This window comes from Nocardia niwae NBRC 108934 = DSM 45340 (assembly GCF_001613465.1).
Classification (GTDB): domain Bacteria; phylum Actinomycetota; class Actinomycetes; order Mycobacteriales; family Mycobacteriaceae; genus Nocardia; species Nocardia niwae.
Window position 1 is genome coordinate 188107 of the sequence record NZ_BDCK01000020.1, and the last position, 24244, is coordinate 212350.

18 protein-coding genes are annotated in these 24244 nt (G+C 71.2%); 6 read left to right on the plus strand and 12 right to left on the minus strand.

Going from position 1 to position 24244, the window contains the following annotated elements:
- Window positions 1–6: 6 nt before the first annotated feature.
- The 7 genes from NNI01S_RS13165 to cobC form a co-directional block, all read right to left on the minus strand.
- Window positions 7–7242: a non-ribosomal peptide synthetase gene (locus NNI01S_RS13165; RefSeq protein WP_063917448.1), complete on the minus strand. Its 7236-nt coding sequence runs from the start codon at window positions 7240–7242 to the stop codon at window positions 7–9.
- Between the two features lie 176 nt (window positions 7243–7418).
- Window positions 7419–9890, minus strand: a complete 2472-nt coding sequence (locus NNI01S_RS13170) for an FAD-dependent monooxygenase (protein WP_063020352.1) — start codon at window positions 9888–9890, stop codon at window positions 7419–7421.
- A 315-nt stretch (window positions 9891–10205) separates the two neighbouring features.
- Window positions 10206–11393, minus strand: coding sequence for a bifunctional RNase H/acid phosphatase (locus NNI01S_RS13175; RefSeq protein WP_063020478.1), 1188 nt, complete (start codon window positions 11391–11393; stop codon window positions 10206–10208).
- Window positions 11394–11430: 37 nt separating this feature from the next.
- Window positions 11431–12168 carry a zinc ribbon domain-containing protein gene (locus NNI01S_RS13180; protein WP_063020479.1) on the minus strand — a complete coding sequence of 246 codons (738 nt, stop codon included), beginning with the start codon at window positions 12166–12168 and terminating at the stop codon, window positions 11431–11433.
- Window positions 12169–12240: 72 nt separating this feature from the next.
- A complete protein-coding gene (locus NNI01S_RS13185; protein WP_063020353.1) occupies window positions 12241–12885 on the minus strand; it encodes a hypothetical protein in 645 nt (214 codons plus the stop codon).
- 123 nt (window positions 12886–13008) lie between these two features.
- Window positions 13009–14130 (minus strand): Nif3-like dinuclear metal center hexameric protein, encoded by a 1122-nt coding sequence (locus tag NNI01S_RS13190; protein ID WP_063020354.1) that lies wholly within the window; start codon window positions 14128–14130, stop codon window positions 13009–13011.
- Window positions 14127–15200, minus strand: a complete 1074-nt coding sequence (gene cobC / locus NNI01S_RS13195) for an Rv2231c family histidinol phosphate aminotransferase CobC (RefSeq protein ID WP_063020355.1) — start codon at window positions 15198–15200, stop codon at window positions 14127–14129. Before cobC ends, NNI01S_RS13190 begins: the two co-directional genes overlap by 4 nt.
- A gap of 44 nt (window positions 15201–15244) precedes the next feature.
- Between cobC and NNI01S_RS13200 the strand changes: the two genes are divergently transcribed.
- Together NNI01S_RS13200 and NNI01S_RS13205 are read left to right on the plus strand one after the other, a co-directional pair.
- Window positions 15245–15766 carry a low molecular weight protein-tyrosine-phosphatase gene (locus NNI01S_RS13200; RefSeq protein ID WP_063020356.1) on the plus strand — a complete coding sequence of 174 codons (522 nt, stop codon included), beginning with the start codon at window positions 15245–15247 and terminating at the stop codon, window positions 15764–15766.
- The gene (locus NNI01S_RS13205; protein ID WP_063020357.1) at window positions 15766–16656 is read left to right on the plus strand and encodes an SURF1 family cytochrome oxidase biogenesis protein; all 891 of its coding nucleotides are present in this window, start codon (window positions 15766–15768) and stop codon (window positions 16654–16656) included. Before NNI01S_RS13200 ends, NNI01S_RS13205 begins: the two co-directional genes overlap by 1 nt.
- Before the next feature lie 34 nt (window positions 16657–16690).
- Here the strand turns inward: NNI01S_RS13205 and NNI01S_RS13210 are convergent, their stop codons facing one another.
- Together NNI01S_RS13210 and NNI01S_RS13215 are read right to left on the minus strand one after the other, a co-directional pair.
- On the minus strand, window positions 16691–17089 hold the full coding sequence (locus tag NNI01S_RS13210) for a VOC family protein (RefSeq protein WP_063020358.1): 399 nt from the start codon (window positions 17087–17089) through the stop codon (window positions 16691–16693).
- Between the two features lie 58 nt (window positions 17090–17147).
- Window positions 17148–18065, minus strand: coding sequence for a cobalamin biosynthesis protein (locus NNI01S_RS13215; RefSeq protein ID WP_063020359.1), 918 nt, complete (start codon window positions 18063–18065; stop codon window positions 17148–17150).
- 146 nt (window positions 18066–18211) lie between these two features.
- On the opposite strand from NNI01S_RS13215, the gene sigJ reads away from it, so the two are divergent.
- A complete protein-coding gene (gene sigJ / locus NNI01S_RS13220) occupies window positions 18212–19171 on the plus strand; it encodes an RNA polymerase sigma factor SigJ (RefSeq protein ID WP_063020360.1) in 960 nt (319 codons plus the stop codon).
- On the opposite strand, the gene ald is transcribed toward sigJ, so the two are convergent.
- Both ald and NNI01S_RS13230 read right to left on the minus strand, forming a co-directional pair.
- Window positions 19172–20281: an alanine dehydrogenase gene (gene ald, locus NNI01S_RS13225; protein ID WP_063020361.1), complete on the minus strand. Its 1110-nt coding sequence runs from the start codon at window positions 20279–20281 to the stop codon at window positions 19172–19174.
- Window positions 20282–20410: 129 nt separating this feature from the next.
- Entirely contained in the window at window positions 20411–21178 is a 768-nt protein-coding gene (locus tag NNI01S_RS13230; RefSeq protein WP_084488763.1) for an MBL fold metallo-hydrolase, read from the minus strand.
- Window positions 21179–21249: 71 nt separating this feature from the next.
- On the opposite strand from NNI01S_RS13230, the gene NNI01S_RS13235 reads away from it, so the two are divergent.
- The 3 genes from NNI01S_RS13235 (at window position 21250) to NNI01S_RS13245 (ending at window position 23130) form a co-directional block, all read left to right on the plus strand.
- Entirely contained in the window at window positions 21250–22251 is a 1002-nt protein-coding gene (locus NNI01S_RS13235) for a GlxA family transcriptional regulator (RefSeq protein ID WP_063020362.1), read from the plus strand.
- 10 nt (window positions 22252–22261) lie between these two features.
- The gene (locus NNI01S_RS13240; RefSeq protein ID WP_063020481.1) at window positions 22262–22777 is read left to right on the plus strand and encodes a gamma carbonic anhydrase family protein; all 516 of its coding nucleotides are present in this window, start codon (window positions 22262–22264) and stop codon (window positions 22775–22777) included.
- 167 nt (window positions 22778–22944) lie between these two features.
- Complete coding sequence (locus tag NNI01S_RS13245) at window positions 22945–23130, plus strand: hypothetical protein (protein WP_063020363.1); 186 nt, start codon at window positions 22945–22947, stop codon at window positions 23128–23130.
- Window positions 23131–23157: 27 nt separating this feature from the next.
- Here the strand turns inward: NNI01S_RS13245 and NNI01S_RS13250 are convergent, their stop codons facing one another.
- Window positions 23158–24207, minus strand: a complete 1050-nt coding sequence (locus NNI01S_RS13250; RefSeq protein ID WP_063020364.1) for a GAF domain-containing protein — start codon at window positions 24205–24207, stop codon at window positions 23158–23160.
- Window positions 24208–24244 lie beyond the last annotated feature (37 nt).

Consider the following 24244-nt stretch of genomic DNA (forward strand, 5'->3'; position numbering starts at 1 on the left):
CGGCGCTCAGGCGTCCAGCATGGTTTCGTCCCACTCGCGATCCAGGTCGGGATCGGCGGCCGACAGCACCTCGTCCAACCGCAGGCCCAGTTCGCCGATGTTCGGTTCGGTCATCATGTTGAGGTGATCGCCCGGCACGTCGATCACCGTGAACCGGCGGGCCACGTACCGCTTCCAGCCGTTGTCGGCGCTGTCGAACATGCTGCCGACGGTCTTGTGCGCCAGGTCGACGCCCGGCGGCAGGCCCTCGGTCGCGCGCAGCAGCGTGACGTCGCGGTCGTACGGCTCGAGCTTGTAGTCCAGCATGGCCGAGTAGTTCGCGTAGAACACCTCGTAGAGCCGCCGGATCGCCTGCGGCGAACTGTCGGCGGGCAGGATGCCCGACCGCACCGACTCCGCCAGCATCGCCGCGAACAACTCCTCGGAGTTGTGCACGCCGGGCTCGAAATCGACCAGGGCGGAGCGGCTTCCGCGCGCGTACCACAACAGCTCGAGGAAGAACCACCGGATGAGTTTCTCCTCCGGGATCGGTGTCCGCGTGCGAGCGCGCAGCGCCATCGTGTCCAGCAGCGTCACGCTGGACACCTCGTGCTCGGGGAGCTGACGGGCCATCTCCAGGGCGACGTAGCCGCCGAACGACCAGCCCGCCAGGTGATAGGGGCCGGTCGGACGAACCCGCCGTACCGCCTGCAAGTACGACTCGGTCATCGCCGGGATCGTCTTCTCCGGCGCGCTACCGGAATCCGCGCCCGACGCCTGCAACCCGTACACCGGGCGATCCGGATCCAGGTGCCGCGCGAGAGCCAGATAGCACAGCACGTTGCCGCCGATCGGGTGCACCAGGAACAGCGGCGGCTTGGCGCCGCCCACGCTGATCGGCACCAGCGGGTCGAATGTGCGCTGGATGTCGCCCGCCCGCACCAGCGTGGCGAGCCCCGCGGCGGTGGGCGCGCCGATGAACTCGTCCAGCGGCACCTCCACGCCCCAGCGGCGCGACAGCGCCATCACCACGCGCATCGCCCCGATCGACGTGCCGCCCACGGCGAAGAAGTCGTCGTCGACGCCGATCGAGCGCAGGCCAGCGTACTCGGCCAGCAGTTCGACCGCCGACCGCTCGTACTCGTCGGCGGGCTCGCGCCGCGCCGAGACCGAATCCGTGGCGTCCTCCCCGTAGGCGCGCAGCGTCGCGTCGTCACGCTTCCCGCTGGGCGTGCGGGGCAGTTCGTCGAGCCAGACGAACCGCGCGGGCACCATGTGCGCGGGCAGCATCGAACGCAGGTCGTGCCGCAGTGCGGCCAGATCGGTCTGCTCGGCCGCGCCGACCAGGAACGCGATCAGCGAGCCGTCGATTCCACCGAAACCACGCGCCACCACGGCGGCTTCGGTGATGCCGGGGAACTTCTCGACCAGGCCGAGGATGCACAGTTCGACTTCGGCGGGCTCCACCCGGAACCCGCGAATCTTGACCTGGCTGTCGCTGCGGCCGAGGCAGACGATGTCGCCGGAGAACAGCCGGACACCGAGGTCGCCGGTGCGGTAGCGGATTCCGCCGGCGTGCGTGGCGACGAACCGCTGCGCGGTGAGCGCGGGCCTGCCCTCGTAACCGCGGGCGATGCTGCGGCCGCCGAGATAGATCTCGCCGATCACGCCGTCCGGCACCGGCCGCAGGGCGCTGTCGAGCAGTTCCACGGTGTCGCCGTCGACGGCGCGGCCGATGGGCGGCAGCGCCGGGAACTCGTCGGCCGGACCCGTGAGGGTGAACTTGGTCGCGACGTGGGATTCGGTAGGGCCGTATTGGTTCTCCAGCACCAGGCCCGGCACCACTTTGCACAGCGCGCGGATCTCGTCGGTGATGCGCAGCTGTTCGCCGGAGGAGATCAGCACCTTGAGTTCGGTCGGGAACATCCGCCGCGCCACAGCGGCCTCGGCGAAGGCCTGCAAGGCCACGTACGGCAGGAACAGCCGTTCGATGCCCTCCTCCACCACCGTGTTCAACAGTTGCTCGACGTTCGAGCGCAGATCGGCCGAGCTCACCCGCAGGGTTGATCCGGCCGTGAGGGTGGTGAAGATCTCCTGGAACGACACGTCGAAACTCAACGGCGCCAATTGCAGGGTGCTCAGCAGGCCGGTGCCGGTGACCGCGCGGTTCTGCCAGTCCACCAGGGAAGTCAAGCCGCGATGCGGCATCGCGACGCCCTTGGGCTCACCGGTCGACCCGGAGGTGAACAGCACATACGCCACCGCGTCGGGCGAAATGTGATCCGGCAGCGCCACCTCGGCTCCGGGCTCGGCGTCGTCGAAGAGCGCGGCGGTGTCCAGCACCAGGGCGGCGTCGTCGACGATGTCGCGATACGCGGCGTCGGCGATCACCCGGTGCGGGCGGGCGCGGTCGATCATCAGGTTCAGTCTGGCCCGCGGATAGCTGACGTCCAGCGGGACGCACGCGGCCCCGATCCTGGTCAGGGCGAGGACGAGCAGCACCAGCTGCGGGCGGCGCCCCATCAGGATGCCGACGCGGTCGCCCGGCGACACCCCGAGTCCGATCAGGCGCCGCGCCAGCCGATCGGAGCGCTCGATCATCTCGTCGTAGGTGACCGATTCGTCGTCCCCCGCGAGAGCGACGCGGGCGGGGTCAAGGGCGGCGGCCTCGACCACCAGCGTGCCCACGTCGCGGGCGGTCGCGGGACCCGCGCCGCGCTCGATCACCGCGTCGGGATCGGCGACGATGCCGGCCAGCATGCGCAGCTGGGTGCGCGCCACGGTCTCGCACTGTTCGGCGGTGAGTGTGTGGTCGCCGTCGACCCGCAACCACATCCGGCCGTCGCGCGGGTCGGTGGCCGCGGTCACCAGCAGCTGGAAGTTGGTCTCCTCCCGGGCGTCGAAGTCCAGCAGGCGCACGCCGTCCAGCACCAGCATGGGCTGGAAGACGTGGTAATTGACGAAGTTGAACGCCGTCTCGAAGACCGGCCCGCCGTCGGCGAGGATCGACCGCAGCGGGTAGCGGCGGAACGGGTAGGCCTCGCGCTCGCGCCGGGCGATCTGCTCCACCGCGGCACGCCAGGTGGTCGCGCTGCTGTCCAATCGGATCGGCAGCGTGTTGAGGAACAATCCGGCCACGCGTTCGGCGCCGGCCCGGTCCGGGCGGCCGTGGCTCACCACGCCGGTGGTGACGTCCGTGCGGCCGGTGAGCGCCCGCAACGCCAGGCAGTGCGCCGCCAGATAGACCGATTTCTCCGGAACCTGGTGTCGCGCGGCGAACGCCGACACCCGTTCGGCCAGCCCGCGTGGCACCAGCGCCCGTGCCTGCGGCACGCCCGCGACCACCGGCTGATGCACCCCGAGCGCGGTGAGCGCGGTGGGTTCGGCGCCGGCCAGGGCGGTCAGCCAGTAGGCGCGGGCCGCGGTGTCGTGCGCCGCGCCGAGCTCGGCCTGCGCGTACTCGGCCAGCACGGTGGCCGGATGCGGGGTGGCCTCCACCTGGGTGCGGGTCATGCCGAGGTGGTTGAGGTAGTCCAGCAGCAGTTCCAGCACCGACGTGGCCACGCTCCATCCGTCCAGGATGGCGTGGTGGAAGCTCAGCACCAGATCCACCGTGCCGACCGGTTCCTGCGGTCCGGGGCGGACGAATGCCCGGATGGCGAACAGCGGGGCCAGCGAGATGTCGTATTGAGCGTGGGTGCGCTCCTGGAGGTAGATCTCGATCAGGTCCTCGCCGTCCGCCTCATCCATGTCCCCGAGGTCGACGATCTCGAGCTCGTAGGGCGGCGCGACGTGCACGACCTGCAGCGGGACCGAGTACCTGCTCAGTTCGAACGATGAACGCAGCGCGGGTTGCCGCCGCACCAGCCGGTCCACGGCCTCCCGGAATTGCGCCGGTTCCCATGGGATTTCGAGCCGGTAGCGGAAAGCGTCCTTGTAAGTGACCGAGTCGGTGCGCTCGATGCTGTGATAGAGCATGCCCAGTTGCAGGGCGGTCGCCGGAAAGGCGTCCTCGGCCTGGTGCAGCGCGGCCCGGTCGATCAGCGGCACCGTCTGCAGGGGCGCCGCGACGCGCTCGCGGTCGTCGTGCCGGTCGTCGCGCACCACCCGGGCCAGCTCGGCGATGGTCGGCGCCTGGTAGAAGGCGTCCACGTCGAAGTAGAGCCCGGCGCGTTCGGCGGCCGTGCGCACGGCCAGCGCGAGGATCGAATCGCCGCCGTGGGTGAAGAAGTTGTCGTGCACGCCGATCGACTCGATGCCGAGCACGCTTTGCCAGACCTGCGCCAACCTGGTCTCGACAGCGGTGCGCGGCTCGCGGCCCACGACCGGCTCGGCGCCGTGGCCGAGCACGAGGTGTTCGGCGAGCGCGCGCCGGTCCAGCTTCCCGTTGCGGGTCAGCGGGATGCGGTCCACCCGGATCAGCCGGGAGGGCACCATGTAGCGGGGCAGCCGGTCCGCGAGCTGCTCGGCGATCCGCTCGCCGGAGACGTCCTCCCCGACGAAGTAGCCGACCAGTTGCACGCCCTGTGCCTCCGAGACTTCGTCCACCACGGCGGCCGCGCGCACCCCGGCGCAGCCGAGCATGGCGTTCTGCACCTCGCCGAGGGTGATCCGGTTGCCCCGGATCTTCACCTGGTCGTCGAAGCGGCCCAGGTATTCGAGGTTGCCGTCCGGCAGCCATCGCGCCAGGTCGCCGGTGCGGTACCGGCGGCGTCCCGGCACCCCGCGATCGTCGACGAACGCCGCCGCGGTCAGCTCCGGCCTGCCGCGGTAGCCACGGGCCACGCCGACGCCCGCGATGTTCAGTTCCCCCGGCACGCCGACCGGCACCCGGCGTCCGATGTGGTCGAGCACGAGCAGGTCGATGTTGTCGATGGGGCGGCCGATCGGCACCACGTCGAGCGGTTCGTCGGCGGGGCAGTCGAAGTAGGAGACGTCGACGGTGGCCTCGGTCGGGCCGTAGAGGTTCACCAGCTGCGGCGCTGACGCCCCGGCCGCGGCGAAGACCGCGTGGAACCGGCGCACCAGCGCCGGCGGTAGCGCCTCGCCGCTGCAGATCACCCGTCGCACGCTGCCGATCCGCGCGACCGTCGGCGGATCGGCCGCCAGCTCGTCGACGAACGCGGCCAGCATGGAGGGCACGAAGTGCAACACCGTCACGCCGTGCGCCGCGATCGCCTCGGCGATGCGGCGCGGATCGCGCTCCCCGCCCGGTTCGAGCAGCGCCACCCGGGCGCCGGTGATCGCCCACCAGAACAGTTCCCATACCGACACGTCGAAGGTGACCGGCGTTTTCTGCAGGATGACGTCCGCCTCGTGCAGGGGATAGCGCCGCTGCATCCAGATCAGGCGGTTCACCACCGACCGATGCTCGATCATCACGCCCTTGGGCACGCCCGTGGAACCCGAGGTGTAGATGATGTAGCCGAGATCCGCTGGGTGCGAGACATTTTCGATGCCACGTGCCGGGACGGTGTCGGCTACCGCGATCCGGGTGACGCCCAGTTCGTCGAAAACCGCCCGATGCCGTGGCCCCGCCACGACGAAGCGCGCCCCGCAGTCGGCGAGCACGGTCTCGATGCGGGCTGCCGGGAAGTCCGGGTCGAGCGGCACATACGCGCAACCGGCCCGCAATACACCGAAGATCGCGACGAGCATCTCGGTCGAGCGGGTAAGCACCACCGGCACGCATTCGTTGCCGGTCGCGCCCAGCGCGCGCAGCCTGGCGGCGAATCCGTCGGCCAGCGCGGACAATTCGGCGTAGCGCAGCGGTTGTTCGCCCGACCCGGCGACCGGTTCGATCGCGATGCGTTCCGGATGCCTGGCGGCCGCCTCGGCGACCAGCCGATCGAGGGTGGTGTACGGGAATTCCACACGCGGCCCGGATTCGAACGCGGCGATGGCCGCCCGCTCGCGCGCGGGCATCAGCGGCAGCGCCGAGATCGGCTCCTCGGGCCGGTCCAGCGCCGCCACCAGCAGCGCGCCGATGCCGCGCACCACCGACTCCAACGGGAAGTTCTCGTCGAACACGTCCCGGTCGTAATAGAGCTGGAGGTTCAGCGAGCCGTCGCGCGCGTGCTCGACGCCGAGGATGTTCAGCGCCTCGAGCACCGTGCCCGGATTGACGATGTCCAGGGTGGCCAGGATCTTGTCGAGGTGATCGGACGGCGGCATCTTGATGTAGGAGTACGCCACGTCGAACAGCGGCGGCGCGGTCGGGTCGCTGCTGAGCGCGCGGGCCAGGTCACCGTAGGGAAAACGCTCGTAGCGCTTGAGTTCCCGGATCTGCGCGGCCACCTCGGTGGCGACCGCGGACAGCGGCTGGTCCGGGTCGACGCGGATGCGCAGGGGCACCACGTTCGTCCGGTGCCCGGAGGTGCGGAAGGTCTCCGCGCTGTGCCGGTTGAGCATCGGGACACCGATCACCACCTCCTCGGAGCGGTGGATTGTGGTCAGGTAGGCGGCCAGCGCCGAAACGGTGAACGCGAAGACGGAGAACCCGGTCGCCCGGATGCGATCGAGGAAGGCGGGTTCGACCACCACGCGCTGACGTCCCCGGTTGACGTCGGGCGTGCTCGCCCGGCCGGAGAAGAGGGCGGGAACCACGCCTTCGAAGCGGCGCACCAGCGCGTCGCGATCGGCCACCCACTGCGCGGAGGACAGGTACTCCTCGTGTTCGGCGGCGATCTTGCGGTAGGTCGCGGCGCCGCGGTCGGTCTGCTCGGTCACCGGATCCGGCTCGGCGAGTTCTTCCAGCGACAGGTCGGTGCGGCTGTAGTTGTCCACCAGGGCGCTCCACAGCGCGTTCACGCCCCAGCCGTCGATCATCGCGTGGTGCATCGCCACGTACAGGTGGAAATGGCCGGGCCCGTCGACCAGCGCGGCGATCCGGAACGGCTGCCGCGGCGGCGACGGCGTCACGTTGGCCCGGTTCACCCAGTCGCGGCGGGCCGCGGCCGGATCCGACGCCCAGCTGAGATCGACCAGCTCGACCTCGGGTAGCTCGTCGGAGACCCACTGCAGGAAACGGCCTTCGGAGAACTCGAACCGCAGGCGCAGCGCGTCGTCGGCGAGCAGGGCCCGGCGCACCACCGCCCGCAACCGGGCCATGTCGAAAGGCTCGTCCAGGAACGCGCAGTAGGCGTTTCGGGTGACCGGCGCCGGGGCATACCGGTAGGCGACGGACAACACATCGCGCTGGTACGCGCTGACCGGCCAGGCTTCGGGGGGTCTCTCGGAAGTAGCACTCGGTTCGAATGTCACAGTCACTCCTATCGCGACAGTCGCGGCACCGGCCGTGCGCGGATCTACCCAAGCCCACCCTGATCGCTGACACGCAAAGCTGCTACCACACTTATCCAGTTATCGATATCGCGAATCACGGCATCGGCTCTGCCGATGCCGCGACTCTGCTGTTGTATCGGGTGTACGCGCGCCGGTCAGCAGGCCGACAGCAGCGCACGCACGCTTTCGTCGGCGAGCCGATCGGCTCGTTCGCGCGAGACCGCGGGTTCGACATAGCCGATGTTGAGCGACAGCGCGTTGTGCGTCGCGTTGGCGGTGGCCATGATGAAGCCGCTGACGGACATGCCGGAGACGAACTGCGCGCCTTCCAGCTGCCAGGCGCCGATCTTGTCCGGGAAGGGGTAGCTGCCCAGGTAGGTCATGCAGAGATGCCCCGGGCCGCGAGTGTCCATGAGTTTCACCGTGGAGGCGCTGGCGGCCACCGACTTCGGCGCGGCCACCTTCAGCAGGTTCAGCGCGGACAGGTGATCGCGCCGATCCATGCGCGTGCCGTACTCGCGCTCGATCTCCGCGGCGATCTCCCACAGCGAGGCCCACGGCGCGTACTTCGCCGGCGTGGCGATCATGCCCTGATAGGTGCCCACCTCGGTGTCGCCTGCGGCGCCGTCGAGATGTTCGCGGAAGTTGACCGAGCTGCCGACGGTGTACCAGGTGGCCTTCGCGGCGCCCGCCTCCCTGGCCGCCGCGATCAGCAGCGCGGCCGACAGCGCGGCCTGCAGTCCGACGCCGTGGCGGTCGCATCCAGCGGTGAGCGCCTCGAGCTGGTCGCCGTCGAGGCTGCGGTGCACCACCCGGCTGCGGCGTTGCGCGGGCGGCGCGAGCGTGGTCGGCTCCAGCCTGCGCGGCTTGCGCAGTTGCGACTTCTGGTCGCGCAGGAACGATCCCGCGGTGCGCAGCGCACCGCCCGGACCCCGGAAGCGCGGCGGAAACAGCTCCTCCGGGCCCGGTCGCACCGGCGCGGGCGAGAAATCGCCTTCATCCCCGGCGGCCACCTGGAGCACCTGCTTGGCCACCGACAGCGCGCTCTCGCCGTCGGCGATCGCGTAGTGCAGCGTGACGATCAGCTCGTTGGTGCCGTCGGTCTCCTTGATCAGCACCGCTCTGGCCAGCGGGCCGGTGCGCCAGTCGAACGGCTCGCGCAGCTCCACCTCGTCGGCCTCGGCCAGCCAGTTGGTGCTGTCCTCGGATTCGATCACGCGCAGCGGAATCGGCGCCTGCACCGGCACGAAACGCGGTGCGGTGCCGTCCGGTTCGGCGGCGACGGCGACCCGCAAGAGTGGATGTCGGCGCTGCACCTCGTCCAGGCCCGCGCGGATCTGCCCGGCCTCGACGTGCCCGCGGATCCGCACGCGCGACAGGATGTGCAGCGGCGCGAGCTGATCGGCGATCCAGTGCCAGCGCTCGACCGGCGAGAGCGGACGCGGCAGCCGCGCGGTCGGCCCGTCGGGCGCCGGGAAGGACATCGGCTTGCCGAGTTCCCGCAGGAAGAATTCGGTGGGCGCGTGCCGGAAGTAGGTGTCGCGCACGCGCACCAGGCGCGGGTCGGTGGTCTGCTCGATCTTGGCCAGCGACGCCGAACCGTTGACGAACATGGCGGTGCGGTCGGCGCGCAGCTTCTCGTACCGGCGCAGTCCCGCCACCGGGTCCAGGGCGCTGCGCAGCACGCCGGCCAGGACGACCGCGTCCTCGATGGCGGCGTTGGCGCCCTGACCGAGGCTGGGCAGCATCGGGTGCGCCGCGTCGCCGAGCAGCGTCACCCGGCCGCGGCCCCACTGCGCCAGCGGCGGACGGTCCTGTGCGGGCACGGCCAGGATCGCCGATTCGTCGGTCTGCTCGATGCAGGCGCGCACCTCCGGCGCCCATCCGGCGTACAGGCGCAGCAGGTCTTCCCTGCCGCCCTGCCAGTTCGCGGCCTCGTCGGCGGGCAGCGTCTTGGTGCCCCACCAGTACACCCGGCCGTGGCCGATGTCGTGGATGCCGAAACGCATTCCGGTGCCCCAGAAGTGCGCCGAAAGCCCACGGGCGACGTTGCGGTGCTCGAACGGGATGCAGGCCAGCCAGCACACGAAATTGCCGGGGCGCGGCTCGGCGCGGCCGTGCAATTGGGCGCGCACCATCGAGTGGATGCCGTCGGCGCCGACGAGCAGATCGCCCTCGGCGACCCGGCCGTCGGCGAACTCGACGCGCACGTGCTCGCCGTCGTCGACGAAGCGGGTGGCTTGCGCGCCGACGAAAGTCGGCGTGTCACCGATCGCGGTCAGCAGCACGTCGTGCAGGTCGGTGCGGTGCAGCGCTACGGCGGGCGCGCCGAGCTGGGCGTCGAGCCGGTGCACCGGGAGCACCCGGATCGGGCTGCCGTCGGGGTTGCAGAAACGGAAGGTCTCGACCCGTCCGCCGCGTTCGAGCAGTTGCTCATCGATTCCGCGGCCGAGGGTGCGCAGCGCGTTGATTCCGTTGGCCTGCACGGAAAGTCCGAAGCCCTGAGCCCGCAGCTCCGGACCGGCTTCATATAGTTCGACGCCGAATCCCGCATGCCGCAAGGCGGCCGCGGTGGTGAGTCCTCCGATCCCCGCCCCGAGAACGACAACCTTGATCGGACTGCTCATCGAACCTGCACTCTCATCGAACCACTCGACGGCACAGGTGCTTCCTGCCGCGACGCGGCCCACGGGCCACACTGCCCGCGCGAAAGCCATCCCATCGAGCAGCACTGACCGAGGCGACTGCGTCGACCCCGACCAGACGGGCCGCTGGGACGCCTGTGCCTGACCGACCGGAAGCCTACCGCTACTCGGCGCGCAAGGCCGAGTTGAAGTGAGATTCACCGCATCGCGCGATTGTGAAACGCAAATGTGTTGCAATGGGGCATAATTCGCCCTCCGCGCACCGCGTTCGCCCTCGATTCCGGTGCGGCGGCGGCCTCAGAGGTAGGACGTATCGTTCACCAGACGCACCGAGGACCCGCCGTCGGGATAGAACTCCGCTATCGATAGCGACGCCAGATCCAGATGCAACCGGTACAACAGCGACGGGCCGGTTTCGAGGGCCAGCCGCAGCAGCGTCTTGATCGGGGTCACGTGACTGACCACCACCACATTGGCGCCGGGATACCGCTCGACGAGATCGCGCAGCGCCGCGTCCACCCGTGCGAGCACCTGCTCGAAACTCTCCCCGCCGGGTGCGGCGACGGTGGGATCCCCGAGCCAGCGGGCGTGCAAGCCGGGATCGCGCTGCGCGGCTTCGGCGAAGGTCAGTCCCTCCCATGCGCCGAAGTCGGTCTCGATCAATCGCTCGTGGATCTCCACCGGGACCTCGAGCGCGGCCGCGGCCGCGTCGGCGGTCTCCCTGGCCCGGCCGAGCGGCGAACTGACCACCGCGGCGATACCGCCTTTGGCAGCGAGCATCTTCGCGGCGCGGGCCGCCTGTTCCCGCCCGAGCGGGGTGAGCGGCGGATTGCCGCGCCCGGAATAGCGGCGCTGCACCGACAATTCGGTCTGACCGTGGCGAAGCAGCAGCAACCGGGTGGGACGGCCGGTGGCCCGGGTCCAGCCCGGACCGTGCTGCGCCGGAGCGGTCTGCTCGGCGTTCGCGTTCCCGACCTCATCGATCCAGCTCGGCGCCTCGCGCTCGGCGACCGCGAGGGCCGGATCGGCGGCCTCGGCCGTCCGCGCGTCCGGGGCCGCCGCGCGGTTGTTCGCGACGCCGCTTCCCTCGTCCATGGCCTCGTTCGCCAGCCGGTCGGCGTGCGAGTTCTGCGCGCGCGGAATCCAGTCGTAGGTCACCCGGGTGAAGCCGGCGGCGAGCCTGCGAGCCTGGTCGGCGAGCGGGATCAAGGCCGCGTGCTTGATCTTCCAGCGCCCGGACATCTGCTCGACGACCAGCTTGGAATCCATGCGCACCACGACCGACTCGGCGCCCAGTTCGGCGGCCGCCGCCAACCCCGCGATCAAACCGCGATATTCGGCGACGTTGTTGGTGGCTACGCCGAGGAACTCCCGGCGCTCGGCGAGCACCCGGGCGTGGTCGGCGTCGAAGACGACGGCTCCATAGCCGGCCGGGCCGGGATTGCCCCGCGAACCGCCGTCGGCTTCGACGATCACCTCGGGCAACTTCACCGCGTTTCCCCGGCCATCGGTCGCGGCGAACTCACAGCCCCGATTCCTTGGTCCGGACCAGGATCGCGCCGCACTCCGGGCAGCGCACGACCACGTCCGGGGCCGTCTTGGCGATGCGCGCGATCTCGCCGCGATCGAGTTCGATACGGCACGCGCCGCAGCGGCGAGCCTGCAACAGCGCGGCGCCCGCGCCGTGCTGCTCGCGCTGCCGGTCGTAGATGGCGAGCAGCTCGCCGGGCACCTTCGCCACCATGCCCGCGCGATCGGTCACGCAGCGCGTCTGCGCCACGTCCAGATCCGCGAGCGCCTCGTCGCGCTGCCGCCGGGCGGCGGAGAGTTCGTCCTCGGTCTTGCTCAATCGCGCGCCCGCGTGCTCGTAGTCGGCGGCGGAGGCCTCCCTCCGCTCCATCACCTCGAGCAGCTCGTCCTCCAGGACGGAGCGGCGCCGCTGCAGACTGCCCAGCTCGTGCTGGAGTTCCGAAAGCTGTTTGGCGTTCACCGTTCCCGCGGTGAGCATGGCTTGATCGCGCTCCTCGCGCTTGCGCACCGCCTCGACCTCGCCCTCCAGCTTGCGGATGTCGCGGTCGAGGTCGTCCAGCACGATCTGCACGGCCACCGCGGCGTCGGAGTGCGCGTTGCGCTCGGCTTCCAGCCGCGCCACCTCCTGCTGCTCGGGCAGCACGGTGCGGCGGTGCGCGATCCGGGTCAGCTCGGCGTCGACGGCGGCGAGCCGCAGCAGCTCGGCCTGGATCGGGGGTTCGACATTCAACGCGGACAAACTCCTGGACGGGGTGGACGGGACCGAGGTTCCACCGTACCCCGCCGCATCGGCGAACCGGCGTCAGCCGCCGACGGCGCGAGTTTTGATGGCGTCGCGGGAGATGTAGACGTCGTACTCCCCGGGCACCGCGATCACCGCGTTGCCGTAGGCCGAACGCACGAACGGCTGGGTCCACCAGCGGCCCTCGCGCATGTCGGCGAAGAAGTCGCGGTCGCCGTCGTTGAGGAAGATCTGGTTCTGCTCGGTCGCGACGCCGTCGAGGCGCTGGCCGTACAGGCGGCTGATCCGGTAACCGGAATGAAAGCCCAGCGCGTTGACCCACGGCTCCAGCTCGACGATGCCGGATTGCAGCACCCACATGTCGCCTTCGACCCGGTAGGTCTGCCGCTGTTCGGGGTGGTCGTCGTCGCCGTACAGGACGAGGTCGACGTCCATCTGGTGTTCCTGGCCTGCCACCGGCTTGGCCACCACGTGCGCCGCCTTGATCTCGCCGGTCAGTCCGAGGTAGGTCTGCAGCAGGGTCGCGATCCACAGCAGTACCGCCGCGACCAGCAGCAGCGCGAGCCCGCCCGACCCGCGCGCCAGCAGCGGCCGCATCCCCACCCGGCGCCAGGCGATCAGACCGGAGACGATCAGCGCCACACCGACGACCAGCAGCAGGATCAGCCCGATCTGCACGAGCCCGAAATCAACCGGGAAGTTCATGCGGTAGTTGTACCCCGCACGAACTACTCGATTCACGCAAACCGCCCAACCCGTCCGGGCTCGGCGCGGACACGCCCCGACACGCCGTGACCGGTCCGCCGCCGCGCCAACGGCTTCGGACGCTCAGTCGGTGGCGCGCACCGTCCACGGGTCGGTACGCAAGGTGGACACCCTGGTCTCCAGGCCGGGCAGCGCGGTTCGCACAACCGCTTCGGCCTGTGCGCACCACGGGAATTCGGTGGCCCAGTGCGCGGCGTCGACCACGGCGGGACCGCCCTTGCGCAGGTGCTCGTCCACCGGATGGTGACGCAGGTCGGAAGTGACGTACGCGTCGACGCCGAGGCCGCTGACCCTGCCCAGGTAGGAGTCGCCCGCGCCGCCGCAGACGGCGACGGTGTAGACGGAGCGGTCCGGGTCACCCGCGGCCCGCACGCCCCAGGCGGTGGACGGGAGAGCGCGGGCCACGCGATCGGTGAAGGCGCGCAACGATTCCGGTTCCGGCAGGGTGCCGACCCTTCCGATGCCGAGCGACGACGGCAGCTGGGCGCGTTCGCCGATGTGGTAGACCGGGTCCTCGCCGGGATGCGCGGCGAGCAGCGCGGCGAGCACGGCGGAGCGGGCCGAGGAGGGAGCGGCGACCTCCACCCGGTCCTCCTCGGCGTACTGGAGTTCACCCAGGGTTTCCTGCGTCGGAGAGGCTTCGGTCGTCGGACGGGACTGCACGGTCGCGGGCACCCGTACCGCACAGTCGCACTGGTCTGCCCGCTTGCCCGCACCGGCGGCGAAGAGCGCGGCGAGTACCGCCTCGGTGTGCGTACGTGGCACCTGTATCACCCAATTGTCCACGGCCGACTGGGGTTTCGCGTCCAGCGGGCCGGTCACCGTCAGTCCGATGGCCGCGGCGAGCGCGTCGGAGACGCCGGGTTCGGCGGAGTCGGCGTTGGTGTGCGCGGTGAACAACGCGCAACCGGAGCGGATCAGCCGGTGCAGCAGCGCGCCTTTCGGTGTGCTCGCCGCGACCGTGTCGACGCCGCGCAACAGCAGCGGATGGTGCACCACCAGGGCCTGCGCCCGCCAGTCGATCGCCTCGTCGACGACCGCGGCGGTCGCGTCGACCGCGAACAGCACCCGGGTCAGCTCCTCGGCCGGGTCACCGCAGACCAGGCCGACCGAGTCCCATGGCTCGGCCAGCGCGGGCGGGTAGGCCGCGTCGAGCACCCCGATGAGATCCGCGAGCGTGGTCATCGTCCACCTTCCTTCGCTTCGGCCCTGCACTGCATCGCCGGATTCGACCGGATCGCCGCGACCAGCCGATCGACCTCCGCCGCACCGCGGACCGCGACGCGCAGATGATCCGGGCCCAGGCCGGGGAAGGTATCCGCGCGCCGGACCGCGATCCCCGCCGCGGCCAGGTGTTTGCGCAGCAGTGCGCCGTCCGGGACGCGCAGTAGCAGGAACGGCCCCTCGGCCGGGGTGTGGACCTCGATGCCGAGAGCGGTCAGGCGCTCGATCATCGCGGCGCGCTGCTCGGCGAGCGTCCGCGCGCCGCGCTGGGACTCGGCCACGGCCGCCGGGCTCGCGGTGGCTGCGATCGCCTCCAGTTGCAGGGTGCCCAGCGCCCAGTGCGGCCGCCCCTGGTCGAGGCGCGCGAGAACCTTGGGCGCGCCCAGGAAATAGCCGCAGCGCAAACCCGCCAGCGCCCAGGTCTTGGTGAGGCTGCGCAGCACGAGCAGGTCGGGCGCGGAGTCGGCGGCGAGGGATTCCGGCTCATCCGCGACCGCGTCGGCGAAGGCTTCGTCGACCACGATGACGCGGCCCGGCCTGCGCAGGGCGCGGATCGTGTCGGCCGGGTGCAGCACCGAGGTCGGGTTGGTCGGGTTGCCGAGCACCACCAGGTCGGCCTCGGCGGGCACCGCCGCGGGATCCAGCCGGTAGGGCGGTTCCAGTAGCACCCGGGTGACGGGGACGCCCGCCTCCCGTAACGCGAGTTCCGGCTCGGTGAACGAGGGATGCAGCACCGCGGCCGAGCGGGGCGCGAGGCGGGGCAGCAGTGCGAAGCCTTCCGCCGCGCCCGCCAGCAGCAGCACCTCATCGGGAGCACGGCCGTGCCGGGCCGCGACCGCGCGGCGCGCGGCGTCGGCGTCCTCGGCGCTCGGATAGCGGCCCAGATCGGACAGCCGCCCGGCCAGGCGCCGCCGCAGCCACTCCGGCGGCGCGGCTCCCTGGACGTTCACCGCGAAATCGAGCATGCCGGGGCGCGCGTCCACGTCGCCGTGGTGACGCAGTTTCGCGCGATCGACGGTGTCCTCGGCCACGAGATCACACCCTACGTGGCGGGCCGGGGGCGGGACCGGCCAGAATGGCAGGCGTGGGTCAGCTGCACGTCTCGTTCGTCTGTACCGGCAACATCTGCCGCTCTCCGATGGCGGAAAAGATCTTCGCGTCGCACCTCTACCGGGCCGGGCTCGCCAACCGGGTGCGGGTGAGCAGCGCGGGCACCGGTTCGTGGCACGTCGGCGACGACGCCGACCCGCGGACCTGCGCGACCCTGCGCAAGTACGGATACCCGACCGGCCACGTCGCCGCGGTGTTCGGCGCCGAGCACAGCGACGCGGACCTGGTGATCGCGCTGGACCGCTCGCACCAGCGCGACCTGGCCCGCCTCGGCATCCCGGCCGAGCGACTGCGGTTGCTGCGCGCCTTCGACCCGGACGCCGACGACCAGGATGTGGCCGACCCCTACTACGGCGACGCGGCGGACTTCGAACTCGTGCGCGCGCAGATCGAGGCCGCCGTCCCCGGCCTGCTCGACTGGGTGCGCGCCGAACTGGCCACCGCCGAACCGCCCGATCCGCGCCGAATCTCCGACGAGCGATCCTGATGCGCAGGCTCGCCTTCCTGCTGCGCCCCAGCTGGCTGATCCTGGCGGTGCTGGTGGCCGCGTTCGCCTACCTGTGCTTCACCGTGCTCGCGCCGTGGCAACTCGGCAAGAACACGGCCACCTCGCATCGCAACCAGCTGATCGCCGACTCGGTGAAGGCCGAGCCCGTGGACGTCACCACCGTGCTCTCCGGAAGCGACGAGCACACCGAGTGGCGGCGGGTCACCGCCGCCGGCGGTTATGTGCCGGACTCCACGGTGCTGGTGCGGCTGCGCCACCTCGACGGCGCTCCGGGGTACGCGGTGCTCGCGACGTTCCGGTTGGACGACGGCCGCGTGCTGCTCGTCGACCGCGGGCTGGTGCCGGCGGTCGACGGCACCCGCCCGCCGCAGATCCCCGATCCGCCCATGGGGCCGCAGCGCATCGAAGCCAGGGTCCGGATGTCCGAGGGCGTCACGCCCGGCAAGGACCCGAGCGTCCAGGACGGCTACCGCCAGGTGTATTCCATCGACACCCCCCAGGAATCGGCGGTCCTGCGACAACCCCTCACCCCGGTGCCCACCGGCGGCGAACGCGGCGGTTACCTGCAGTTGAGCGAGAACCAACCGGGCGCGTTCACCCCGACTCCACTCCCCCAGCTGGACGCGGGGCCCTATCTCTCCTACGGCCTGCAATGGCTGGCCTTCGGCATCATGGCTCCGCTCGGCCTCGGCTACTTCGTCTACGCCGAGATCCGGGAACGACGGAAGGAAAAGGCTTCCACCGCCGCACCGGCACCAGCGCCGTCCCCCGCCGACCAGCCCCGGGCCGATCCGGTCCCGTCGGCCTCTGCGGCCGCGCCGACCACAGAGGCTCGCCTCGCCGACCGCTACGGCCGCGGCCGCGGTTGATCCCGGCCGCGAACAGGTCGCGGTCGGCCGAGCGCTACGACTGATCCGGGCCGAGCAGATCCCACCGGTTCCCCGCGATGTCGAGGAACACCGCCACCCGCCCGTACGGCTCGTCGCGGGGCGCGCGCACGAACTCGACCCCGCGCGAGACCATCCGGTCATACGCCGACTGGAAATCCTCGACCTCCAGGAAGAACCCGACCCGTCCCGCGATCTGCCGACCGATCACCGCGACTTGCGCCGCACCGTCGGCCCGGGCGAGCAGGATGCCCGTTTCGGCGCCGGGCGGCCGCACGACCACCCACCGTTTCGCGCGGCCGTCATTCGTGAGCGCCGCGGAATCCTCGACCAGCTCGAATCCCAGCGAATCGACGAAGAAATCGATCGCGGAGTCGTACTCCGCCACGACGATGGTCATCAGCCCGATCCGCATCCGCGCGAGCCTATCCGAATCGGAACGCGGGCTGGCCAGGTCGACGGCCCCCACCCCCTCAGCGTCTGGTCACCGCGACGGCGGCGGCGAGCAGAGTGGCGGCGACTTGCACGGCTTCGGAAAGGCGGACCGCGCGGCGCAGGTCGTGCACCGTGGGAGCCGGGCCGTCCCCGAGCACCGGGCGCATCTCCACACCGTGCGGGTACTCGGTACGGCCCCCCAGCCGGACGCCGAGGGCCCCCGCCATCGACGCTTCCACCACCCCCGCGTTGGGGCTGGGATGCCCGGCCGCGTCACGCCGCCATGCGGCCAGGGTGGCAGCCGGCCCGCCGCCGATCGAGGAGGCGAGGGCGGCGGTGAGCAAACCGGTGACCCGCGCCGGGACCAGATTGGCCGCGTCGTCGACGCGGGCGGCGGCCCAGCCGAAACGCCGGTAGCGCTCGTTGCGGTAGCCGATCATCGCGTCCAGCGTGTTGACCGCGCGATACCCGAGCAAACCCGGGATGCCCGCCATGGCTCCCCACAGCACCGGCGCGACGGCCGCGTCGGAGGTGTTCTCGGCGATGGACTCCAGGGCCGCGCGGGCCAGCCCGTCCGCGTCGAGTGCCTGCGGGTCACGGCCGCACAGCGAAGGCAGCAGCGCGCGAGCGCCGTCGAGATCACCCTGCGTCAACCGGTCGGCCATCGCGTGACCGGTCCGGGCGAGGCTGCGTCCACCCAGCACGGTCCAGGTCGCGGCGGCGGTCGCGGCCACTCCGCCGCGCCGCACAGCCACCCCGAGACCGACCACCGCGCCGACGGCCAGCGTCTCGTGCAGCAACCCCGCCGCGCGCCGGTCGGCGTAGGTCACCGACTCCAAAGCCGCCACCGCCGAGCCGAATCCGGCCACGGGATGCCATCGGCGCGGATCGCCGAATACTCGGTCGAGCGCGAATCCGAGCAGCAATCCGAGCGCCCTGGAGGTCCCCTTCTGCACCCGGCGACAGTATCGGTCGCGCGTCGAGCGGCGCGCACGGCCCGGACCGTCCGCCCGGTGTCACACTCTGTGCCCCTGCGTCGTCGACTTGGTGACGCATCCATAGACTCGCCCGGCGAGGCCCGAACGACGAACGGCGAACAGCAGTGACTTCCGAACAGCCTTCCCCCGAGTTCCTCGACCAGGCCGAGCTGGCGCGGCGGTTCGAGGAGCACCGCCCATATCTGCGCAGGCTCGCCTACAGCACACTGGGCAGTCTCAGCGACGCCGACGACGTCGTGCAGGAGGCGTGGTTGCGATTGCAACGCCAGTACGAGGCGGGCGCCGCGAGTGAGATCGACAACCTGCGCGCCTGGCTGTCCACCGTCACCGGCAGGCTGGCCCTCGATCACCTCGGCTCCGCCCGCGTCCGCCGCGAGCAGTACGTCGGCGAGTGGCTGCCGGAGCCGGAGGTGACCAGCTGGGACGACCCCGCCGACCGGGTCACCCAGGACGAGCGGGTCACCACCGCGCTGCTGGTGGTGCTCGAGTCCCTGTCCCCGGCCGAGCGCACCGCCTTCGTGCTCCAGGACGTCTTCGGGATGAGCGGCCCCGAGGTCGCCGAAGTGGTCGGACGCACCCCGGCCGCCGTCCGCCAGCTCGCCTCGCGGGCGCGCAAGCACGTCGAGCAGGGGACCCCGCGCTTCCCCGCTTCCCCGGACGAGCAGAAGAAGGTGGTGTCGGCCTTCTCCGTGGCCTGGCGTTCCGGCGACCTCAGCGCCCTGCTGGGCGTGCTCGACGCGAACGTCAGCCTGACCGCCGACGGCGGCGGCAAGGTGCCCGCCATCCGGCAGCCCGTGCGCGGCGCCGAACTGGTGGCCAAGCTGCTGCTCGGCTGGTACCACTCGCCGTCCGCGGTGGGCGGCTGGGGCCGCGCGGTGCTGGTCAACGGCCAGCCCGGGCTGGTGGTCTTCGACGGCACCCACACGGGCGTGTTCTCCTTCACCGTCGACGACGGTCGCATCGTCGCGATCGACGTGGTCCGCAACCCGGACAAGCTGCGCGACCTGCCCGCCACCGGTGCGCCCGACTGGTTCATGGGCGAGGGCCGCACCGAGGCGGAGTAGTCAGCCCGCGACGCCGAGCGGGCGCGAATACCCGTGCGCGGCAGCCACTTCCGCCGACAACAGCCGCCCGCCGTCCGCGGTGAGCCCGTGCGCGAGGTCGGGATGCCTGGCGCAGGCCTCCTGCCAGCCGAGGCCTGCGATCGCCCGCACGTAGGGCAGGGTCGCGTTGGTGAGCGCGATCGTCGAGGTGTGCGGCACCGCGCCCGGCATGTTGGCGACGCAGTAGAACAGCGAATCCGCCACCCGGAAGGTGGGATTCGCGTGCGTCGTCGGACGCGCGGAGGCGAAGCAGCCGCCCTGGTCGATGGAGATGTCCACCAGCACCGCGCCGGGGCGCATTCCGGCGACGAGGTCGTCGGGGACGAGTTCCGGCGCACGCGCACCGGGAACCAGCACCGCGCCGATCACCAGATCGGCCGACAGCACCGCGCGGCGGATCTCGGCGGCGTTCGACGCGACCGTGGTGATCCGGCCGTCGAAGCGGGCGTCGAGCTCACGCAACCGGTGCAGGTTGGTGTCCAGCACGCTGACCCGCGCGCCCATGCCCACGGCGACCGCGGCCGCGTTCGACCCCGCCACGCCGCCGCCGAGCACCACGACTTCCGCCGGGCGCACGCCCGGGACGCCGCCGGGCAGCAGCCCCGCGCCGCCGAGCGGGGCCATCAGGTGATACGCGCCGACCTGGGCGCCGAGTTTGCCCGCGATCTCGCTCATCGGGGCCAGCAGCGGAAGCGACCCGTCGGCGGCGCGGACCATCTCGTAGGCGATGGCGGTGATGCCCGAGCGCAGCACCGCGTCGGTGCAGTCGCGCGAGGCCGCCAAGTGCAGGAAGGTGAACAGCACCTGCCCGCGGCGCATCCGCGGGTACTCCGGTGCGATCGGTTCCTTCACCTTCAACACGAGCTCGGCTTCCCGCCACACCCGGTCGGCGTCGGGGATGAGGCGGGCCCCCGCCGCGGCGTAGTCGGAGTCGGGAAAGCCCGATCCGACGCCCGCGCCCGCCTGCACCAGCACATCGTGTCCCAGCCCGGCCAGTTCCCCGGCGCCCGCCGGAGTCAGGGCCACGCGGAACTCTTGCTCCTTGACCTCCTGGGGTACTCCGATCCTCATACCGTCATCGTCGCCCCGCGGCGGGGCCCGCGCCACGACCGACGCGCCGAGCGCACACGGCGACCACCCGCGGCCCGCCCGCGTGCGGGTTTCTCGGCACGTTGCCCAGCTGGGCGCGGACTGCCCGTCTCACACGGTGGCCGGCCTGCCCAACGGCGGTATCCGCAACTGCTCGGCGCGGCCGCCGAAACGGAAGACGTGTCCCAGGTAATCGAGCGTCTCGCTGAAGTGCGCCCAGCCTTCGGAATGGACCGGCACGATCACCGCGTCGCCGAGTATCTCGGCCGCCTGCAGCGCGGTGCGCGCGTTCAAGGTGACGTCGGTGTCGCCGAAACGGCCGATGTTCGCGGCGCCGATGTTGAGCACGGCGACGTCGATGCGGCCGATCCGTTCGACGATCTCGCGCACCACGTCCACGGACGCGTTGTCACCCGAGACGTACACCGTCGGCTCCCCCTCGGCGCGCAGCACGAACCCGGTGACGATCCCGCTGAACGGCTCGCAGCCCTCCGGTCCGTGCAGGGCGGGCACCCCGGTCACCTGCACTCCGTGCACCGTCACGGTCTCCCAGTTCTCCAGTCCGCGCACACCCTCGATCCGGGTGGCGGCGCCGGGTGTGGAAAGCACGGTCGGCACGGTGGTCAGCAGCTTCCGGCCGGAGTCGTCCAAGTTGTCGGCGTGTTCGTCGTGCGAGAGCAGCACTACGTCCACAGGGCCGACCTCCTCGGCCGACACCGCGGGTCCGGTGAGCTTGTGCAGCGTGACGGGTCCCGGGTAGTCGCCCGGCTCGTCGAAGGTGGGGTCGGTCAGCCAGGTGCGGTCCGCGTAGCGGAACCGCAAGGTCGGTCCGCCGATGTGCAGGATTTCCAGGCCGGTGCGTTCGATCGTGTCGCTCATGTCGTTGATCTTGTCCTGCCCGCAAGGAGGACAACAGTGGCCCGAGAGCCGCTTACCATTAAGATCGGGCCATGCGTACGGTGGCCGTGTTGGCGTTCGACGGGATCAGCCCGTTCCATCTGTCCGTGCCCAGCCTCGTCTTCGGCCGGGTCGGCATCGACGGGCGCGCGCCGTATCGCGTGGACGTGTGCGCCGAGCGCCCCGGAAGCCTGCGCACGCCCGCGGGTTTCGACATCCATGTCCAGCACGGACTGGAGACGCTGACCCGCGCGGGCACCGTCGTGATCCCGAGCTGGCGCGCCGGCGAACCGTTGTCCGGCGAACTGCGCGCCGCGCTGCGAACCGCCCACGCGGACGGTGCCCGGATCGTCGGTTTGTGCCTGGGTTCGTGGGCGGTGGCCGCCAGCGGACTGGCCGACGGGCGCGAGGTCACCACGCACTGGGCCTCCGCCGCCGAGCTGGCTCGCGCGTTCCCCGCGGTCCGGGTTCGCGCCGACACCCTGTGGTCGGATCTGGGCGACGTCGTGACCTCGGCGGGCGTGGCCGCGGCGCTGGACTGCTGCCTGCACCTGGTCCGCCGCGATCTCGGCAGCAAAACGGCCACCGAACTGGCCAGGTCGCTGGTCACCGCTCCGCATCGCAGCGGGTCGCAGGCGCAGTACATCCCCGTCGCGGTGCCCGAGGCCGCCGACGACGATCCGATCGAGCGGGCCATGGTCTGGGCGCGGACGCATCTCGGCGACCCGGTCGACCTGGACGGCTGGGCCCGGGTCGCGTTGATGTCGCGGCGCACCTTCACCCGCCGCTTCCGCGACCGCACCGGCACCAGCCCCCAGCAGTGGCTCCTGCTCCAGCGCACCGACCGGGCGCGGTTGCTGCTGGAATCCACCACCGACACCGTGGAGCGCATCGCCGTCGACACCGGCTTCGGCACGGCGATGAGCCTGCGTCACCACTTCCACCGCATCCTCGGCACCAGTCCCGCCGCCCACCGCGCCAGCTTCCAAGGGCAGCGCCAACCGGCGATCCCCCCGATGCGGGCCGTGGCCGGCCCGGGCAGCCGGGCCAGCTAAGTTCGTGACCATGCGGATTCAGCTGGGCGAGCATGCGCCAGAGATCGAGGAGAGCGCGTGGATCGCGCCCAACGCCACCGTGATCGGCCGGGTGCGGCTCGGCGCCGAGGTCAGCGTCTGGTACAGCGCGGTGCTGCGCGGCGACCTGGAGACGATCGAGATCGGCGCGCGCAGCAACATCCAGGACGGCTGCGTGCTGCACGCCGACCCGGGCTTCCCGCTGACCGTGGGCGCGGGGGTCTCGGTGGGGCACAACGCGATCCTGCACGGCTGCACGATCGGCGACGACGTGCTGGTCGGCATGGGCGCCACCATCCTCAACGGGGCCGTCGTCGGGCCGGGCAGCCTGATCGCGGCCAACGCGCTGATCCCGGAAGGCGCGCAGATTCCGCCCGGCTCGCTCGTGGCGGGCGTGCCCGGCAAGGTGCGCCGGGAGCTGCGCGCCGAGGAACAAGATCGCATTCGCCTGAATGCGACTGCCTACCTAGCAAATACAGCTCAACATCGCACGGCGAATGAGGTGTGAGACACGACACATTCATCCGGGGTCCCGTAGCGTTCGCTGATAGCATTCAGCCAGCGTGCCCGGCGACCCGGGCTCTCCTGTCGACACGGTTGTCGTGCGACTTGTAGCGCAGTGGGGAACCCACCCGGGTCGGTGGGTGGGTGAGCGTGCAGGCAGGAGGTATCACGGTGTCGTACGTGCAGTCGGGTATGCACGGGCCCAAGGGCCGGATCAGCGTCGCCGACATCGCGGCCCAGCCCGGCGGAGTCGAGGCACTCCAGCGCCGGGTTCATGAGTTGCGTTCCCGCGGTGTGGATTTCGCCGCGAATGCGATCGAGAAGGAAATGGCCGAGCTGGATCTGCCGCGCCAATGACTTCGACGCCACGGTCACCGCGGTCCCTCAGACCACGGTGACCGTGGCGAGTCCGGCCGTGGTGTGCTGATCCAGCGCCATCAACGCGGCCCGTATCCGTACCGGTTGCCAACCGCCGTCCAGTCGCCGCAGGCGCACCGTTCCCTCCGTGCGATGCCGCGCCAGGTCTCGCGACAAGGTCTTCGCGGCCGCCAGGTCGTCCGGATGAATCTGCGGCCTCGGCTGCCCCGGGAGGTCCTCCCAGGCGATGTCCGGCATCGGCGGGCCGATCCATCGGATCAGCCGCAGGGAACGCAGGTTGACGATGGCGCGGTACTCGCCGGGTTCGGTGGCGGCTTCCAGTACGGCGTACTCCAGGATCGCCGGTGGCGGGGCCGCCGAGACCGCGGTGGACGCGCCGATGTCCTGGGTCACGCCACGCAGCAGCACGTGAGGTTCGCCCGCGTCATCGGGTTCGGTCACGATCCGGCAGGCGAAATGCCCGGCGCGCAGGGCGCCGTCGTCGCGCCGGATGGTCCAGACCGCCTGATGCTCGGTGCCCGGCGCGGAGTTGACGATCTTGGCCAGCGCCTCGCTCTCGTCGCGATTGGTGACCAGGCGGGTGAACGCGCCCGCGATGGCCAGCTCGGCGGCGCGGTCGCGCGGCGCGACGCCGTACAGGTCCAGCAGGTCGGTGCTGCGCACCGAGCGATTGGTCGTGAGATCGAAGTGCCACGCACCCATCGGGTCGGCCGCCGCGACCGCCTCCTGCCGTGGACCGACCCACAGTCGCACGGCATGCGTCTTCCGGGGCGCGATGAGCAGCGGCTCGGCCCGCACCGTGCGCCGCCCGTCGCCCGAGACCCAGGCGACCGGCACGCCGGTGGCGCACGCCTGCCGCAGCGCCGACTCCGCGTCGGCAAGCGACGACGGATTGCGCACGATATTGGTCAGCGGTACGAACGATTTCGGCGCCGACCCCACCGCGATCACGCGTCCCGGAAAGCCCGAGAAACACTCGAGCAGAATCCATTTCGTCACCGCTGACGCCCCCGCGCGCCACCACCGGCGCGGCGCGGAGCCCCGGTCATCCCCCATAACATGAAATATGCTCTACCAGTTGTCATTTCGGCAT